Annotated in this window: 14 protein-coding genes, 2 tRNA genes and 1 pseudogene; 13 read left to right on the top strand and 4 right to left on the bottom strand. The window is 68.2% G+C overall.

The features are described 5' to 3' along the window. On the top strand, positions 1 to 96 hold a 96-nt coding region (locus tag A5673_RS28305), incomplete at its 5' end, for a DUF5130 family protein (protein WP_156748051.1). A gap of 69 nt (positions 97 to 165) precedes the next feature. On the opposite strand, the gene pepN is transcribed toward A5673_RS28305, so the two are convergent. Continuing rightward, complete coding sequence (gene pepN / locus A5673_RS09590) at positions 166 to 2,748, bottom strand: aminopeptidase N (protein WP_068230465.1); 2,583 nt, start codon at positions 2,746 to 2,748, stop codon at positions 166 to 168. Between the two features lie 91 nt (positions 2,749 to 2,839). Here pepN and A5673_RS09585 point away from each other — a divergent pair, with 91 nt between their 5' ends. From A5673_RS09585 to A5673_RS09575, 3 genes and pseudogenes are all read left to right on the top strand, one after another. Then, positions 2,840 to 3,451 carry an Rv2466c family mycothiol-dependent reductase gene (locus A5673_RS09585; protein WP_068230462.1) on the top strand — a complete coding sequence of 204 codons (612 nt, stop codon included), beginning with the start codon at positions 2,840 to 2,842 and terminating at the stop codon, positions 3,449 to 3,451. A 27-nt stretch (positions 3,452 to 3,478) separates the two neighbouring features. Next, positions 3,479 to 3,956 (top strand): annotated as a pseudogene (locus tag A5673_RS09580) (ribose-5-phosphate isomerase). Positions 3,957 to 3,958: 2 nt separating this feature from the next. Beyond that, positions 3,959 to 4,765 carry an Fpg/Nei family DNA glycosylase gene (locus A5673_RS09575; RefSeq protein WP_068230459.1) on the top strand — a complete coding sequence of 269 codons (807 nt, stop codon included), beginning with the start codon at positions 3,959 to 3,961 and terminating at the stop codon, positions 4,763 to 4,765. Here the strand turns inward: A5673_RS09575 and A5673_RS09570 are convergent, their stop codons facing one another. Then, positions 4,766 to 5,959 (bottom strand): serine hydrolase domain-containing protein, encoded by a 1,194-nt coding sequence (locus A5673_RS09570; RefSeq protein WP_068230455.1) that lies wholly within the window; start codon positions 5,957 to 5,959, stop codon positions 4,766 to 4,768. A gap of 38 nt (positions 5,960 to 5,997) precedes the next feature. Continuing rightward, positions 5,998 to 6,068 (bottom strand) — tRNA-Gly (locus A5673_RS09565). A gap of 144 nt (positions 6,069 to 6,212) precedes the next feature. Between A5673_RS09565 and A5673_RS09560 the strand changes: the two genes are divergently transcribed. The 4 genes from A5673_RS09560 (at position 6,213) to clpP2 (ending at position 9,086) form a co-directional block, all read left to right on the top strand. After that, positions 6,213 to 6,289, top strand: a tRNA-Pro gene (locus A5673_RS09560). 38 nt (positions 6,290 to 6,327) lie between these two features. Then, positions 6,328 to 7,731 (top strand): trigger factor, encoded by a 1,404-nt coding sequence (gene tig, locus A5673_RS09555; RefSeq protein ID WP_068230452.1) that lies wholly within the window; start codon positions 6,328 to 6,330, stop codon positions 7,729 to 7,731. Positions 7,732 to 7,857: 126 nt separating this feature from the next. Continuing rightward, on the top strand, positions 7,858 to 8,448 hold the full coding sequence (gene clpP1 / locus A5673_RS09550) for an ATP-dependent CLP protease proteolytic subunit ClpP1 (protein ID WP_068230448.1): 591 nt from the start codon (positions 7,858 to 7,860) through the stop codon (positions 8,446 to 8,448). After that, positions 8,445 to 9,086 carry an ATP-dependent CLP protease proteolytic subunit ClpP2 gene (clpP2, locus tag A5673_RS09545; protein ID WP_068230445.1) on the top strand — a complete coding sequence of 214 codons (642 nt, stop codon included), beginning with the start codon at positions 8,445 to 8,447 and terminating at the stop codon, positions 9,084 to 9,086. Before clpP1 ends, clpP2 begins: the two co-directional genes overlap by 4 nt. Positions 9,087 to 9,149: 63 nt before the next feature. On the opposite strand, the gene mmuM is transcribed toward clpP2, so the two are convergent. Beyond that, entirely contained in the window at positions 9,150 to 10,055 is a 906-nt protein-coding gene (gene mmuM, locus A5673_RS09540; RefSeq protein ID WP_068230442.1) for a homocysteine S-methyltransferase, read from the bottom strand. 275 nt (positions 10,056 to 10,330) lie between these two features. Here mmuM and clpX point away from each other — a divergent pair, with 275 nt between their 5' ends. From clpX to A5673_RS29030, 5 genes are all read left to right on the top strand, one after another. After that, positions 10,331 to 11,611 (top strand): ATP-dependent Clp protease ATP-binding subunit ClpX, encoded by a 1,281-nt coding sequence (clpX, locus tag A5673_RS09535; RefSeq protein WP_067320664.1) that lies wholly within the window; start codon positions 10,331 to 10,333, stop codon positions 11,609 to 11,611. Positions 11,612 to 12,014: 403 nt separating this feature from the next. Then, on the top strand, positions 12,015 to 13,979 hold the full coding sequence (locus A5673_RS09530; RefSeq protein ID WP_156748049.1) for a 2-oxoacid:acceptor oxidoreductase subunit alpha: 1,965 nt from the start codon (positions 12,015 to 12,017) through the stop codon (positions 13,977 to 13,979). Continuing rightward, entirely contained in the window at positions 13,976 to 15,064 is a 1,089-nt protein-coding gene (locus A5673_RS09525) for a 2-oxoacid:ferredoxin oxidoreductase subunit beta (RefSeq protein ID WP_068230436.1), read from the top strand. The genes A5673_RS09530 and A5673_RS09525 overlap by 4 nt, the downstream gene beginning before the upstream one ends. A gap of 13 nt (positions 15,065 to 15,077) precedes the next feature. After that, positions 15,078 to 15,671, top strand: a complete 594-nt coding sequence (gene mobA / locus A5673_RS09520) for a molybdenum cofactor guanylyltransferase (protein ID WP_068230468.1) — start codon at positions 15,078 to 15,080, stop codon at positions 15,669 to 15,671. Between the two features lie 195 nt (positions 15,672 to 15,866). After that, a complete protein-coding gene (locus tag A5673_RS29030) occupies positions 15,867 to 16,145 on the top strand; it encodes a hypothetical protein (protein ID WP_156748046.1) in 279 nt (92 codons plus the stop codon). Positions 16,146 to 16,519 lie beyond the last annotated feature (374 nt).

Here is a 16,519-nt window from a genome sequence, read left to right as displayed (position 1 = left end):
GTGGCCGCCGCCTCGTCGGCGTTCGAGCAGGGCCACCTGGTCGACGGGCTGGTCAGCGCCATCCGCGTGCTCAGCGCCGGGATTTCACCGGCCTAGTTTTCTGGCGCCGAGACTGCAACCAGAGCGAGGGTTGGCTCCGTTTCGACGCGCTGAGCGCAGGTTCGATCAGGACGCGTCGAACTTGCGGGCCCTCAGCGACCGCTTGATCCCGGCCTGGCCTTCCAGCACCAGGCGCCGCAGGGCCGGCGGCATGTCCGGGTCGCCGAGGAACTGGTCGGCCGCCGCGACGGCGTCCTCGCTGATGTCCCAGTGCGGGTACAGCCCGATCACCACCGTCTGGGCGACCTCGCTGGATCGCCGCGCCCAGACTCCGGCGATGGCGTCGAAATAGCGCGGCGTGAACGGCTTCAGCAGCTCGTGCTGTCCGGGCGGCGCGATCCCGGCGATCATCGAGCGCGCCGTGATGTTGGCCAGGGTGTCGTCCTCGACCACCGTGGTCCAGGCCTCCTCCTTGACCTGCAGCTGGGGCCGCGCCGCCGCCGCCTGGGCACCGTGCCGCTTCCCGGCGGCGGTCGGGTCGCGCTGCACCTCGGCGTCGATGAACGGTGTCGCGGGCCCGTCGGCGTCGATCTCGCCCGCGGCGGCCAGCGCCGTCACCAGCCGCCAGCGCAGGTCGGTGTCGATCTGCAGCCCCGCCAGCCCGAGGTCGGCGGGCTCGCGGTCGAGCAGGTCGGCCAGCACCACGACGTGCCGGGTCGACAGCACCGACGTGCACAGCGTGTTCACGAACGCGAGCTGGTGATCGCTTCCGGGCTGCGCCGCGCGCGCCAGCTCCAGCAGCCGGTCGGCGAACTGCGGCCAGCCATGCTCGCGCGCCCACCCCGGCTCGGCGTAAGACGCCAGCGCGGTCTGGGCCTGCATCAGCAGCCGTTGGGCCACGCCCACCTCGGTTTCGGCCTGCACCCCGCCGGCGACCAGCGCGACGAAGTCGCGGGCGCGCAGTTCGGCCTCGCGGGTCATCTCCCACGCCGCCGACCACACCAGCGAGCGGGGCAGCGGCTCGGCGATGTCGGCGATGCGCTCCAGCGCGGTCTGCAGCGACTGGGGGTCCAGCCGCAGCGAGCAATAGGTCAGGTCGTCGTCGTTGACCAGGATCAGCTTGCCGCGCGAAACCCCAACCAGCGCGGGGACTTCCGTCTGCGGGCCCTCGACATCGAGCTCCTCGCGATGCACCCGGACCAACTTGCCGGAGCCGTCGTCGTCGTAAATGCCGATGGCCAGCCGGTGCACCCGCGTCTCACCCGCCCCCGGCTGGGCGCCGCTCTGGGCCACCGCGAACCGGGTGAACCGGCCCTGGGGGCCCGGGCCGTCGACGTCGAAGTCGGGCCGCAGCGTGTTCAGCCCGGTGGTCTTCAGCCACTGCCGGCCCCAATCGGACAGGTCGCGGCCGGAGGCCTGCTCCAGCGCGGCGATCAGATCGTCGAACGTGGCGTTGCCGTAGGCGTGCGTGCGGAAGTAGTCGCGCAGCCCGGCCAGGAAGCGCTCCAGCCCGACGTAGGCGACGAGCTGCTTGAGCACCGAAGCGCCCTTGGCGTAGGTGATGCCGTCGAAGTTCACCTCCACGGCGGCCAGGTCGGGGATCTCCGCGGCGATCGGGTGCGTCGACGGCAACTGGTCCTGACGGTACGCCCACGACTTCTCGACGGTGGCGAACGTCGTCCACGCCTCGGTGAATTCCGTTGCCTCGCTTTGACACAACACCGACGCGAAGGTCGCGAACGACTCGTTGAGCCACAGGTCGTCCCACCACGTCATGGTCACCAGGTCGCCGAACCACATGTGCGCCATCTCGTGCAGCACCGTCTCGGCGCGCCGCTCGTAGGAGGCGCGGGTGACCTTGCTGCGGAACACGTAGTCCTCGAGGAACGTCACCGCCCCGGCGTTTTCCATGGCTCCGGCGTTGAACTCCGGGACGAACAGCTGGTCGTACTTGCCGAACGCGTACGGCAAACCAAAATTCTTGTGGTAGAAGCCAAATCCCTGCTTCGTCTGGGTGAACAACCGCTCGGCGTCCATGTGGGGGCCGAGCGAGGCGCGGCAGTAGATGCCCAGCGGGATGTCGCCGTGCTCGTCGGTGTAGGAGTCCGTCCACTCGGCGTACGGGCCGGCGATCAGGGCCACCAGGTAGGTGCTCATCCGCGGCGTGGTGGCGAACGTGTGCGCCCCGTCGCGCACCGACACGGGGGCGCCGTTGGAGATCACCTTCCAGTGCTGGGGCGCGACGACCCGCACGTCGAACGTCGCCTTGAGGTCGGGTTGGTCGAAGCAGGCGAACATGCGCTTGGCGTCGGCAGTTTCGAATTGCGAATACAGGTAGGTCTCGTCGTCCACCGGGTCGACGAAGCGGTGCAGCCCCTCGCCGGTATTGGAGTAGCGGCAGTCGGCGTCGATGACGAGGGTGTTTCGCTTCTCGAGCGCGCGCAGCGGGATGCCGGTGGATTCGTCGTACCCGGACACGTCGAGTTCGCGGCCGTTGAGGGTGGCGCCGCGCACCGTCTCGGCGGCGAGGTCGATGTACGTGTCGGCGCCGGGCAGCGCGTCGAACACCACGGTCGTGGTGGAGCGGAAGGTGCGTTCGCCGGGCGCGCCCTTGCCGTCGGTGACGTCCAGGTCGATCTGGTAGCTGTCGACGGTGATCAGGGCGGCGCGTTCGACGGCCTGATCGCGGGTGAGATTAGGAAGGACCACGCGTCCAACTTACGTGCCGGGCGGGACGGGAACACCCGCAAGCGGCCTACGGTTGTGGTGTAGGTGTCTTGACCGACGAAAGGATTGCGCTATGCCCGAGAAGAACCGAGCCGACTTCTGGTTCGATCCGCTGTGCCCGTGGTGCTGGATCACGTCGCGCTGGATCCTGGAAGTCGAGAAGGTGCGCGACATCGAGGTGCACTTCCACGTCATGAGCCTCGCGATCCTCAACGAGAACCGGGAAGGCCTGCCCGACAATTACCGCGAGATGATGAAGCACGCGTGGGGGCCGGTGCGGGTGGCGATCGCCGCCGAGCAGGCGCACGGCGCCAAGGTGCTGGACCCGCTGTACGCCGCGATGGGCACCCGGATCCACAACGAGGACAACAAGAACCTCGAGGAGGTCATCAAGCTGTCGTTGGCCGACGCCGGCCTGCCCGCGGAGCTCGCCGAGGCCGCGGACAGCGAGGAGTACGACGAGGCGCTGCGCAAGAGCCACCACGCCGGGATGGACGCCGTCGGCGACGACGTCGGCACGCCGACGATCCACGTCAACGGCGTGGCGTTCTTCGGGCCGGTGCTGTCGAAGATTCCGCGCGGCGAGGAAGCCGGCAAGCTGTGGGACGCCTCGGTGACCTTCGCGTCCTACCCGCACTTCTTCGAACTCAAGCGGACCCGCACGGAGAAGCCCGAATTCGATTAGCCCGCACCCCGTGTAAGGATTGCGGGCATGCGCGTCTACCTCGGCTCTGACCACGCCGGATTCGAGCTCAAGCAGCAGATCATCGCCCACCTCGAGGAGTCGGGGCACGAGCCGATCGATTGCGGTGCCTTCGCCTACGACGCCGAGGACGACTACCCGGCGTTCTGCATCGCGGCCGCGACGCGCACCGTGGCCGACCCGGACAGCCTGGGCATCGTGCTGGGCGGGTCGGGCAACGGTGAGCGTCGCGGCCAACAAGGTGCCGGGGGCCCGCTGCGCGCTGGCGTGGAGCGTCGAGACCGCGACGCTGGCCCGCGAGCACAACAACGCGCAGTTGATCGGCATCGGCGGCCGCATGCACACCGTGGCCGAGGCGTTGGCGATCGTCGACGCCTTCCTGAGCGCGCAGTGGTCGAAAGCCGCACGCCACCAACGCCGTATCGACATCCTCGCCGAGTACGAACGCACCCACCAGGCGCCGCCGGTGCCCGGCGCGCAGGGCTGAGCGTGCCCGAGGGGCACACCCTGCACCGGCTGGCCCGGTTGCATCAGCGCCGATACGGCGGAACGCCGGTCGCGGTGTCCAGCCCGCAGGGCCGGTTCGCCGCGGAGGCGGCCGTGGTGGACGGCCGGGTGCTGCGCCGCACCAGCGCGTGGGGCAAGCATCTGTTTCACCACTATGACGGCGGCCCGATCGTGCATGTGCACCTGGGCCTGTACGGCGCGTTCACCGAGTGGGAACGCCCCGACGGCGCGCCGCTACCCGAGCCGGTGGGGCAGGTGCGGATGCGGATGGTCGGCGCCGACTACGGCACCGACCTGCGCGGCGCGACGGTGTGCGAACTCGTCGACGAGGGGCAGGTCAGCGCCATCCTGGCCAGGCTCGGTCCCGACCCGTTGCGCAGCGACGCCGACCCGTCGTCGGCGTGGGCGCGAATCACGAAGTCGCGCAAGCCGATTGGGGCCCTGCTCATGGACCAGACCGTCATCGCCGGCGTCGGCAACGTCTACCGCAGCGAGTTGCTGTTCCGCCATCGCATCGATCCGTTCCGGCCCGGACGGGAGATCGGGGAGGCGGAGTTCGACGCGGCGTGGACCGACCTGGTGGCGCTGATGAAGGTGGGCTTGCGGCGCGGCAAGATCGTCGTGGTGCTGCCCGAACACGACCACGGTGCGCCGTCCTACCTCCCCGACCGGCCGCGGACGTACGTGTACCGGCGCGCGGGGGAAGCGTGCCGCGTGTGCGGTGGGCCGGTCCGCACGTCGGTGCTGGAGGGCCGGAACGTGTTCTGGTGCCCGGCCTGCCAGAAGTGACTAAACGCGGACGGGCTCGATGAGGCCGAGCGCGGCATAGACCTCGTTGCTCAGCGCGAGGCTGCGCGGGTCCGCGTTGGCCTTGGTGGCGTCGAAACGGTTCGCCACGTACGCATAGCCGATCCGGTGCTCGAGGTCGACGAACCCGAACGAGCCGCCCAGCCCGCCGTGACCGAAGATCCGGGGGTTCGGTCCGTTGACGCAGCGCTGGTTGAGCATGTAGCCCAGACCCCAGCCGTGGTCGGCGACCCGGGGGCCGAGCACCAGATCGGTGTCGAAGCCGCCCTGCGAGACCCGGACCAGTTCCATGTGCTCGCGACTCAGCAGCTTCTCCTGCGCCAGCGCGTTGTAGAAGGTCGCCAGGCCCAGCGCCGACACCTGGCCGTTGGTGCCCGGGAACTCCAGCTCGCGCCACAACCGCAGGTCGTGCGAGCTCAGCTCGTCGTCGGGTGCGAAGCCCATCGCGATGGACAGCCCGGCCTTGGGGTGTTCGGCCAGGCTGGTCGGGTAGCCGGGGGCCTGCGCCTCGGCCAACAGGTCTCTGGCGTGCGGCTTGTTCACCCGCTCGGCGCAGCGGCGTTGGTCGGCGGCGGACAGGCCGATGTGGACGTCGGCGCCCAGCGGTTCGGCCATCTCGGTGCGCAGGTACTGGCCGATGGTGCGCCCGGTGACGCGGCGGAACACCTCGCCGACGATGAAGCCGAACGTGGTCATGTGGTAGCCCTGCGCGGTGCCGGGTTCCCACCAGGGTTCGGCGGCGGCGAGTTGCCCGCAGACGAAGTCCCAGTCGGCGACGTCCTCCCAGCGCATCCGGGTGCGCGGCCCGATGAGGCCGGAGCGGTGGCTCATCACCATGGCCAGCGTGATGGCTTCCTTGCCCGCCTGCCCGAACTCGGGCCAGTAGCGCGCCACCGGCGCGTGCAGGTCCAGCTCGCCGCGGTCGGCCAGCTGGTGCACGCAGGTCGCCGACAGGCCCTTGGTGCCGGACAGCACCGTCGTGAGGGTGTTCTGCCGCCAGGGCCGGGTGCCGGCGGCGTTGGCCCAGCCGCCCCACAGGTTGACGACGAGGTCTCCGTCGACCCACACCGCCACGGCCGCGCCGACCTCTTTGCCCAGCGCGAAGTTGCGCTCGAACGCGTCGCGCACACCGAGAAACTTCGGCGCACACGAGCCAGAGATGTCGGCGTGGCGCATGGCCCCCCTGTCGGACAGGCAGTTACCCGGTTACCCAGAGCGGGCGACGGGAATCGAACCCGCGTAGCTAGTTTGGAAGACTAGGGCTCTACCATTGAGCTACGCCCGCAAGCTTTAGTCGAGCGAGACTGTATCTGGCGGCGAACTTCAAATCTAATCGAAGCGGTTCTGTGATGCCCCCGTGAGGTCCGAGGGGTCTTGACGGTCCCCTGCGAGGCCAACGCCCCCGGGCCGTAGGATTTCGAGGTCAGCGCGGGGTGTAGCGCAGCTTGGTAGCGCATCCGCTTTGGGAGCGGAAGGCCGCAGGTTCAAATCCTGTCACCCCGACCAACACTGGCCCGATCCACCGAACACCGAGGAGCACACCCGTGAAGAGCAGCGTCGAGCAGTTGAGCCCCACCCGGGTGCGCATCAACGTGGAGGTGCCGTTCACCGAACTCGAGCCCGACTTCCAGCGGGCCTACAAGGAGCTGGCCAAGCAGGTCCGGCTGCCCGGATTCCGGCCCGGCAAGGCGCCGGCCAAGCTGCTCGAGGCCCGGTTCGGCCGGGAGGCGATGCTCGACCAGGTCGTCAACGAGGCGTTGCCCGCCCGCTACGGCCAGGCGGTCGCCGAGGCGGAAGTCCACCCGCTCGGACAGCCCGACATCGAGGTCACCAAGAAGGAGTACGGCGAGGAACTGGCGTTCACCGCCGAGGTCGACATCCGCCCCAAGATAACCCTGCCGGACCTGAGCGCGTTGCAGGTCTCGGTCGACCCGATCGAGGTCGGCGACGACGACGTCGACGCCGAGCTGGAGTCGCTGCGCGCCCGGTTCGGCACCCTCAAGGGCGTCGAGCGGCCGGTGGCCGACGGTGACTTCGTCTCGATCGACCTGTCGGCCACCGTCGACGGCGAGGAGGTGCCCGGCGCGGCCGCGGAGGGACTGTCCCACGAGGTCGGCTCCGGGCGCCTCATCGCCGGACTGGACGAGACGCTGGTCGGCCTGTCCGTCGACGAGTCGAAGGAATTCACCGCGCAGTTGGCGACCGGCGATCACGCGGGCAAGGACGCGCAGGTCACCGTGACCGTGAGGTCGATCAAGGAGCGCGAGCTTCCCGAGCCTGACGACGAATTCGCGCAATTGGCAAGCGAATTCGACACGATCGACGAGTTGCGGTCCAACCTGCGCGAGCAGGTCGGCCGCGTCAAGCGCGCCCAGCAGGCGGAGCAGATCCGCGACGCCACGGTGGACGCGTTGCTCGAGCAGGTCGAGGTGCCGCTGCCGGAGGCCATCGTCAAGGCCCAGGTCGACACCGCGGTGCACAACGCGCTGCACGGCTTCGACCACGACGAAGCGAAGCTCGCGGAGGCGCTGCACGAGCAGGGCAAGTCGCGCCAGCAGTTCGAGGTCGACGCGCACAACGCGGCCGAGTCCGACGTCAAGAAGCAGCTGTTGCTGGATGCCCTGGCCGACGAGCTGGAGATCCGGGTCGGCCAGGACGACCTGACCGAGCGGCTGGTGATGACCTCCCGCCAGTACGGCATCGAGCCGCAGCAGCTGTTCGCGTACCTGCAGGAGAACAACCAGCTGCCGGCGATGTTCGCCGACGTGCGCCGCGGGCTGGCCGTCGCGGCCGCGGTCGAGGCGGCGACCGTCACCGACACCGACGGCAACGCCGTCGACACCAGTGAGTTCTTCGGCGGGCGCCCGCAGGAATCTGACGAGGCCGAGGTCCTCGACGAGGCCGAGGAGGCCGAGGGGGCCGAGGCCCCCGACGACGAACCGGAGTGACGCGCCGTGACGCTGTGAGCGAACGCGCCCGTTTCAGGGGCGGCGCGGCCGCCACACGCGGGGCCGGTTGGTTAGGGTCGATGCAGAGAAGAACTCGAGAAAGCAGGTAACCCAGTCGTGACTGAGATGCGTTCACCCTCGCAGGGCCTCAACCTCACGGACTCCGTCTATGAGCGCTTGCTCTCCGAGCGCATCATCTTCCTGGGCTCGGAGGTCAGCGACGAGATCGCCAACCGGCTGTGCGCGCAGATTCTGCTGCTCGCCGCCGAGGACGCCACCAAGGACATCTCCCTGTACATCAACTCGCCGGGCGGATCGATCAGCGCCGGGATGGCGATCTACGACACCATGGTGCTGGCGCCCTGCGACATCGCCACCTATGCAATGGGCATGGCCGCCTCCATGGGTGAGTTCTTGTTGGCGGCCGGCACCAAGGGCAAGCGCTATGCGCTGCCGCACGCCCGCATCCTGATGCACCAGCCGCTGGGCGGGGTGACCGGCAGCGCGGCCGACATCGCCATCCAGGCCGAGCAGTTCCACGTCATCAAGAAGGAGATGTTCCGGCTCAACGCCGAATTCACCGGGCAGCCGATCGAGCGCATCGAGGCGGATTCCGACCGCGACCGCTGGTTCACCGCCCAGGAAGCCCTGGAATACGGATTCGTCGACCACATCATCACCCGCGCCGCCCACATCACCAACGGAGAAGCCCAGTGAGCACCCAGCACCCCATCCAGCCGCAGGCGCGCTACATCCTGCCGTCGTTCATCGAGCACTCGAGCTTCGGCGTCAAGGAGTCCAACCCCTACAACAAGCTGTTCGAGGAACGCATCATCTTCCTCGGCGTCCAGGTGGACGACGCGTCGGCGAACGACATCATGGCGCAGCTGCTCGTGCTGGAGTCGCTGGACCCCGACCGCGACATCACCATGTACATCAACTCGCCCGGCGGCGGGTTCACGTCGCTGATGGCGATCTACGACACCATGCAGTACGTGCGCGCCGACATCCAGACGGTGTGCCTGGGCCAGGCCGCCTCGGCCGCGGCGGTACTGCTGGCCGCGGGGACTCCCGGTAAGCGGATGGCGCTGCCCAACGCGCGGGTGCTGATCCACCAGCCGTCGCTTCAGGGTGTGATCCAGGGCCAGTTCTCCGATCTGGAGATCCAGGCAGCCGAGATCGAGCGGATGCGCACGCTGATGGAGACCACGCTGGCCCGCCACACCGGCAAGGACGCCGCGACGATCCGCAAGGACACCGACCGCGACAAGATCCTGACCGCCGACGAGGCCAAGGACTACGGGATCATCGACACCGTCCTCGAGTACCGCAAGCTCTCGGCACAGACCGCCTAGCGTTCGCCCTCTCTCGCCGAGGCTGTAATTCTGCAGGCAAAGTCCGAGTAGAGCCCTGCGAAATTACAGGCTCGGTGAAAGCCTCGCCGCCACCTCGGCGATATCCGCCGGGCCGACCCGGCAGCAGCCGCCGATGATGCGGGCGCCCGCCGCCATCCACTGCGCCGCCAGCTCCGCGGAGAAGCGGCGCGGGCCCACCCAGCCGCGCCCGTCCCAGCGCTCCCCGCTGTTCGGGTAGACGATCACCGGCTTGCCGGCGGCCGCGGCCACGCCGATCGCCGGCGCCACGTCGTCGGGCGCGCAGCAATTCACGCCCACCGCGACGATCTCGGGGACCCCGGCCGCGACGGCGAACGCGTCGGCCAGGGGTTGTCCGGCCCGGGTCTGGGTGCCGTCGATGGTGTAGCTGAGCCACGCCGGCACACCGACAGAGCGAACCAGATCGACCAGCGCCTCGGCCTCGTCGGCGTCGGGCACGGTTTCGCACCCCAGCACGTCAGCACCGGCGTCGGCCAGGATCTCCAGCCGGGGCCGGTGCCACCGCGTCAACGCCGCGACCGACAGGCCGTAGCGGCCGCGATATTCGGACCCGTCGGCCAGCGCCGCGCCATACGGGCCGACGGACGCGGCGACGAGCCCGGCGGTGCCGGCCTCGTCGCGCGCGGCCCTCGCGAGTTCGACGCTGCGGCGCAGCAGGACCCTGGCCCCGCGCCGGTCGATTCCGCGCGCCGCGAAGCCCTCGAACGACGCCTGGTAGCTCGCGGTCGTCGCGATCGCGGCACCGGCGCGGAAGTACGCGGCGTGCACGGCGACGATTTCGTGTGGCGCATCGGCCAGCAGCCGGGCCGACCACAACGGGTCGGAGAGGTCGTGCCCGCGTGCCTCCAGCTCGGTGGCCAGGCCGCCGTCGCTGATCAGTACCCATTCGCCGGGCGCCCCTAGCCCGGAAAACCCGACTGCCAACCCCACTCGCTAAATGTAGGGTGGGTGGCGCGGACCGGACTCGCTCGGGTAACGACCGCGACACGCCAAGGCATGGATTGCGCGTCTCGGCGAGTGAGGGGGGCCGTCTGGCTATATGTTTCATTCAGACGGAAGAGCATGAACGTCCCACGAACTCCCTTGAATATCAAAGACGCGATTCGGCGGTAATGGTCGCGGGGGGCCCGAGCAAGCGGGTAGCGTCGGGGAATACATGCGGCATAGCACGACGAACGGCGAACAGGAAGTAGGCCCTCAGCACCATGGCGCGCATCGGAGACGGCGGCGACCTGCTTAAGTGCTCGTTCTGCGGGAAGAGCCAAAAGCAGGTCAAGAAACTCATTGCTGGCCCCGGTGTGTACATCTGCGATGAGTGCATCGATCTCTGTAACGAGATCATCGAAGAGGAACTGGCCGACGCCGACGACGTCAAGCTCGACGAACTGCCCAAGCCCGCCGAGATCCGGGAATTCCTGGAGGGGTACGTCATCGGGCAGGACACCGCCAAGCGCACGCTGGCCGTCGCCGTCTACAACCACTACAAGCGGATCCAGGCCGGCGAGAAGGGCCGCGACTCCCGGTCCGAGCCGGTCGAGCTGACCAAGTCCAACATCCTGATGCTCGGGCCCACCGGATGCGGCAAGACCTACCTGGCCCAGACGCTCGCCAAGATGCTCAACGTGCCGTTCGCCATCGCCGACGCCACCGCACTCACCGAGGCCGGCTACGTCGGCGAGGACGTCGAGAACATCCTCCTCAAACTCATCCAGGCCGCCGACTACGACGTCAAGCGCGCCGAGACCGGCATCATCTACATCGACGAGGTCGACAAGATCGCGCGCAAGAGCGAGAACCCGTCGATCACCCGTGACGTCTCCGGGGAGGGCGTGCAGCAGGCCCTGCTGAAGATCCTGGAGGGCACCCAGGCGTCGGTGCCTCCGCAGGGCGGCCGCAAGCACCCGCATCAGGAGTTCATCCAGATCGACACCACCAACGTGCTGTTCATCGTCGCGGGTGCGTTCGCCGGGCTGGAGAAGATCATTTACGAGCGCGTCGGCAAGCGCGGTCTGGGTTTCGGCGCCGAGGTGCGCTCCAAGGCCGAGATCGACACCACCGACCACTTCGCCGACGTGATGCCCGAGGACCTGATCAAGTTCGGCTTGATCCCCGAGTTCATCGGGCGACTGCCGGTCGTCGCGTCGGTTACCAACCTGGACATGGAGTCGTTGGTCAAGATCCTGTCCGAGCCGAAGAACGCTCTCGTCAAGCAGTACACGCGGCTGTTCGAAATGGACGGCGTGGAACTGGAATTCACCGACGACGCGCTGGAGGCGATCGCCGATCAGGCGATCCACCGCGGCACCGGCGCCCGCGGCCTGCGGGCGATCATGGAGGAAGTCCTCCTGCCGGTGATGTACGACATCCCGAGCCGCGACGACGTGGCCAAGGTCGTGGTGACCAAGGAGACCGTGCAGGACAACGTGCTCCCGACGATCGTGCCGCGCAAGCCGTCGCGCAGCGAGCGGCGTGACAAGACCGCCTAGCGTTTTCTCGATCCCGGCCGCCTGAGGCTCGGTCCATCGTGGTGGCCGTCGGCTACAACGCCGCCTTCGCCTTTCCGGGCGCCCCGGCCGCCGCGCGCTTCGTCGTGTCTCTCGTGGCAATGCCCGAGACGGCGCCGCAAGACCGCGGTGCGCCGTCGACGCCGCGGACGTGACCAATACCACAGTTTTGAGTTGCCCGCACCAGCGCCGTTCCCTGACTTCGGCATTGGGGGCAAAACCGCTGCATGCAATGCTTTAGAGACGCCCATGCTCGCCTAAAAGGAGTGCCATAATTGGTACTACTAGTGACACACAAGCTTGAGCGGTCAGGAGCGGCCTCAACGGCGCGTAACCTAAGGCTGCAGCGCAGTGCCTATCCGGTTAACGAATGGAAGGCGGATACGTGGATCCGAACGGCAGCGGAGCCGGGTCTGATTCTCACAATGGCTCCTCTGGGAATGGGTCGGCCGGCCGTCAACGTCTAGAACAGGTTGTCATTCGATTCGCCGGGGACTCCGGCGACGGCATGCAGCTCACCGGCGACCGGTTCACGTCCGAGGCGGCGCTTTTCGGAAACGACCTCGCGACCCAGCCGAACTACCCCGCCGAGATCCGCGCCCCCGCAGGCACCTTGCCCGGGGTCTCGTCCTTCCAGATTCAGATCGCCGATTACGACATCTTGACCGCCGGCGACCGCCCCGACGTCTTGGTCGCCATGAATCCCGCGGCGCTGAAGGCCAACATCGGCGACCTGCCGCGCGGCGGCATGGTCATCGCGAATGCCGACGAGTTCACCAAGCGCAACCTGACCAAGGTCGGCTACATCACGAACCCGCTGGAGTCCGACGAGTTGTCCGACTACGTCGTGCATTCCGTCGCGATGACGACCCTCACGCTCGGGGCCGTCGAGGCGATCGGCGCGTCGAAGAAGGACGGCCAGCGCGCCAAGAACATGTTCGCGCTCGGCCTGTTGTCGTGGATGTACGGCCGGCCGATCGAGGCCAGCGAGAAATTCATCCGGGAGAAGTTCGCCCGCAAGCCTGACATCGCCGAGGCCAACGTGCTCGCGCTGAAGGCGGGCTGGAACTACGGCGAAACCACCGAGGCGTTCGGCACCACCTACGAGGTGTCCCGGGCGTCGCTGCCGTCGGGCGAATACCGCCAGATCTCCGGCAACACCGCGCTCGCCTACGGCATCGTCACCGCCGGTCAGCTGGCCGGCATTCAGGTGGTGCTCGGCAGCTACCCGATCACGCCGGCCTCGGACATCCTGCACGAGCTGTCCAAGCACAAGAACTTCAACGTGATCACGTTCCAGGCCGAGGACGAGATCGGCGGCATCTGCGCCGCGATCGGCGCCTCCTACGGCGGCGCCCTCGGCGTCACCAGCACATCCGGGCCGGGCATCTCGCTGAAGTCCGAGGCGCTGGGCCTCGCGGTGATGACCGAGCTGCCGCTGCTGGTCATCGACGTCCAGCGGGGCGGTCCGTCGACGGGGCTGCCCACCAAGACCGAGCAGGCCGACCTGCTGCAGGCGCTGTACGGCCGCAACGGGGAATCGCCGGTGGCGGTGGTGGCGCCGCGGTCGCCGTCGGACTGCTTCGAGACCGCCATCGAGGCGGTGCGCATCGCGGTGTCGTACCACACCCCGGTGATCGTGCTATCCGACGGCGCGATCGCCAACGGCTCCGAGCCGTGGCGCATCCCGGACGTCGGCTCGCTGGAGCCGATCACGCACGCCTTCGCCAAACCCGACGAGCCCTTCCAGCCGTACAACCGCGACCCGGAGACCCTTGCCCGCCAATTCGCCGTTCCGGGCACCCCGGGGCTCGAGCACCGCATCGGTGGCCTCGAAGCGGCGAACGGCTCCGGCAACATCTCCTACGAGCCGGTCAACCACGACCTCATGGTCCGCATCCGCCAGGCCAAGATCGACGGGATCGCCGTTCCCGACCTGGAGGTCGACGACCCTACCGGGGACGCCGAGCTGCTGCTGATCGGGTGGGGCAGCTCGTACGGTCCCATCGGCGAGGCCTGCCGGCGGGCGCGGCGCAAGGGCATCAAGGTCGCCCACGCCCACCTGCGCCACCTCAGCCCGTTCCCGCCGAACCTGGGCGACGTGCTGCGGCGCTACCCGATGGTGGTGTGCCCGGAGATGAACCTGGGGCAGCTGGCGCTAATTCTGCGCGGCAAGTACCTGGTCGACGTGCAGTCCGTCACCAAGGTTCAGGGTGTCGCGTTCCTCGCCGACGAGATCGGGCGCCTCATCCGCGCCGCGCTGGGCGGCACACTGGCCGAGATCGAGCAAGACAAGAAGATGGTCGCCAGAATGGCGGCAGCAACGGTTGGAGCGGGAGCTAGCGAATGACCGACCTGGTTGGCGCGGACCTCGGGGTCACCCCGAGGCTGACCAAGAACGACGGGGTCCCCACGGTATCTGCCGGGGACCCGCCGCAGAAGGCCAAAGACTTCACCAGCGACCAGGAGGTCCGTTGGTGCCCGGGCTGCGGTGACTACGTCATCCTCAACACGATCCGCAACTTCCTGCCGGACCTCGGGCTGCGCCGCGAGAACATCGTGTTCATCAGCGGCATCGGCTGCTCGAGCCGGTTCCCGTACTACCTCGAGACGTACGGGTTCCACTCCATCCACGGCCGCGCGCCGGCGATCGCCACCGGTCTCGCGCTGGCCCGCGAGGACCTTTCGGTGTGGGTGGTGACCGGCGACGGCGATGCGTTGTCGATCGGCGGCAACCACCTGATCCACGCGCTGCGCCGCAACGTCAACATCACCATCCTGTTGTTCAACAACCGGATCTACGGCCTGACCAAGGGCCAGTACTCGCCGACGTCGGAGGTAGGCAAGGTCACCAAGTCGACGCCGATGGGTTCGCTCGACCAGCCGTTCAACCCGGTGTCGCTGGCGCTGGGCGCCGAGGCAACCTTCGTCGGTCGCGCGCTGGACTCCGACCGCGCCGGTCTGACCGAGGTCCTGCGCGCCGCCGCCGAGCACCGGGGCGCCGCCGTCGTCGAGATCCTGCAGGACTGCCCGATCTTCAACGACGGCTCCTTCGACGCGCTGCGCAAGGAGGGCGCCGAGGAGCGGGTGATCAACGTCCACCACGGCGAGCCAATCGTGTTCGGCGCCAACGGCGAATACTGCGTGGTGAAGTCCGGCTTCAGCCTGGAGGTGGCCAAGACCGCCGACGTGAGCGTCGACGAGATCGTCGTGCACGACGCGCACGCCGACGATTCGGCCTACGCGTTCGCGCTGTCGCGGCTGTCGGATCAGAACCTCGACCACACCGTCCTGGGGATCTTCCGCAACATCAGCCGCCCCACCTACGACGACGCCGCGCGGTCCCAGGTCCGCGCCGCGCAGGCGTCGAAGCCGTTCGACTCCGCCGCCCTGCAGTCGCTGCTGACCGGGCGCGACACCTGGACCGTCGACTGACGTGGCCGAGCAGATGCCCGACGCAGTGTCACTGGCCGGGGTGATAGTCGCTGGGGGAGAGTCGCGGCGCATGGGCCGCGACAAGGCGACCCTGCCGGGCCCCGGGGGAGCCGCCACGATGGCCGAGTACGTCGTCGGCATCGTCGCCCAGCGCTGCGAACCGGTGTTCGTGATGGCCGCCCCGGGACAGCCGCTGCCGAAGCTGCAGGCTCGCGTCATCCGCGACGACGTGCGCGGGTTGGGCCCGCTGCCGGCCACCGGGCGGGGACTGCGCGCGGCCGCGGAGGCGGGCGCGCGGTACGCGTTCGTCTGCGCCGTCGACATGCCGCTGCTGAATGCCGATGTGATCGACGATCTGGTCCGCCTGGCCACCGAGACCGACGCCGAGGTGGTCTTGCCGTGGGACGGTCGCAGCCACTACCTCGCGGCGGTGTACCGCACCGATCTGGCCGACCGGATCGAGGCGCTGGTCGCCGCCGGCGAGCGCAGGATGAGCGCCCTGATCGACGCCTCCGACGCCCAGCAGATCGTGCTACCGGATTCGCGTCCGCTGACCAACGTCAACACGGACGCCGAGCTGCGCGCGGTGGTGCGGCCGGGCGCCTGAGGCCGGATACTCTCTTTTTTTCAGCGGCCCACCGATTAGTTAATTCGTTATAGGCCTTTCTCGGGGCATCGAATAACTGGCTCGCCCATTTCTATATCGCCTTTCGAATTATCTAGCACCGCGGGGCGGGGCGGCCCGGGCGATGTCTCGTATCGCGTTGGCGCAGCGCAACATTCGGCTGCCACGCCGGGATGCGTGGTGATTGCCCGAAACGGAATGCGCTATACCTGCGGGGAAATCGCCGGCTTTGATGTGAAAGCCATTGAAGCGGTGCGCGTCCCACCGGTGCTGAATGAAACCTACTGCGGCACTGGCTTATTCGTGATTCGGGAGATCGATCCGTTCGAGTCGGCCGTGTCACTCTGCGATCGTACGTATCTTGTTGTATTGTGCGCCGGTTCGCCGCCGCAGGGGTTGCGCCAGCCATGGCCCGGTCGCCGGAGGCACGTGTGCCAGCTCACAAAAACGCCGTGATTCGGCTCACGATCCGATTGCTATTTCGTTCGCTGGGCACAGCTCGAAAAGGCGCGGTTGACCTGCAGAGATCGTTATGCGATCGCGGCGTGATCGGCTCGTTATCGAACCGAGATATCCGCTTTCCGAAGATGACGAACGCGGCCGGGTTTCGTACGGTCCCTGGTAGCCCGAAAACGGGTTAACGGAAAAAGTAATCGACAATCGAATCACGGACCCGCGTGCGAGCGGGGCTGCGGGCGGCGAAGCCGCGTCGCGGCCCGGGGTTCGACCCCGCCGGGCATATCCAACGCCCGCCGCTGCGTGCCAGAACGAGACGGCACGTCCCAGAGCACCTTCGAGCACCAATCACGATCTTCGACCCACCGCGGTGG

It is taken from the genome of Mycobacterium sp. E3198 (genome assembly GCF_001667015.1).
Taxonomy (GTDB): domain Bacteria; phylum Actinomycetota; class Actinomycetes; order Mycobacteriales; family Mycobacteriaceae; genus Mycobacterium.
The sequence above is the reverse complement of the archived record's forward strand: the minus strand, read 5'-3'. Positions and strand labels throughout refer to the sequence as shown.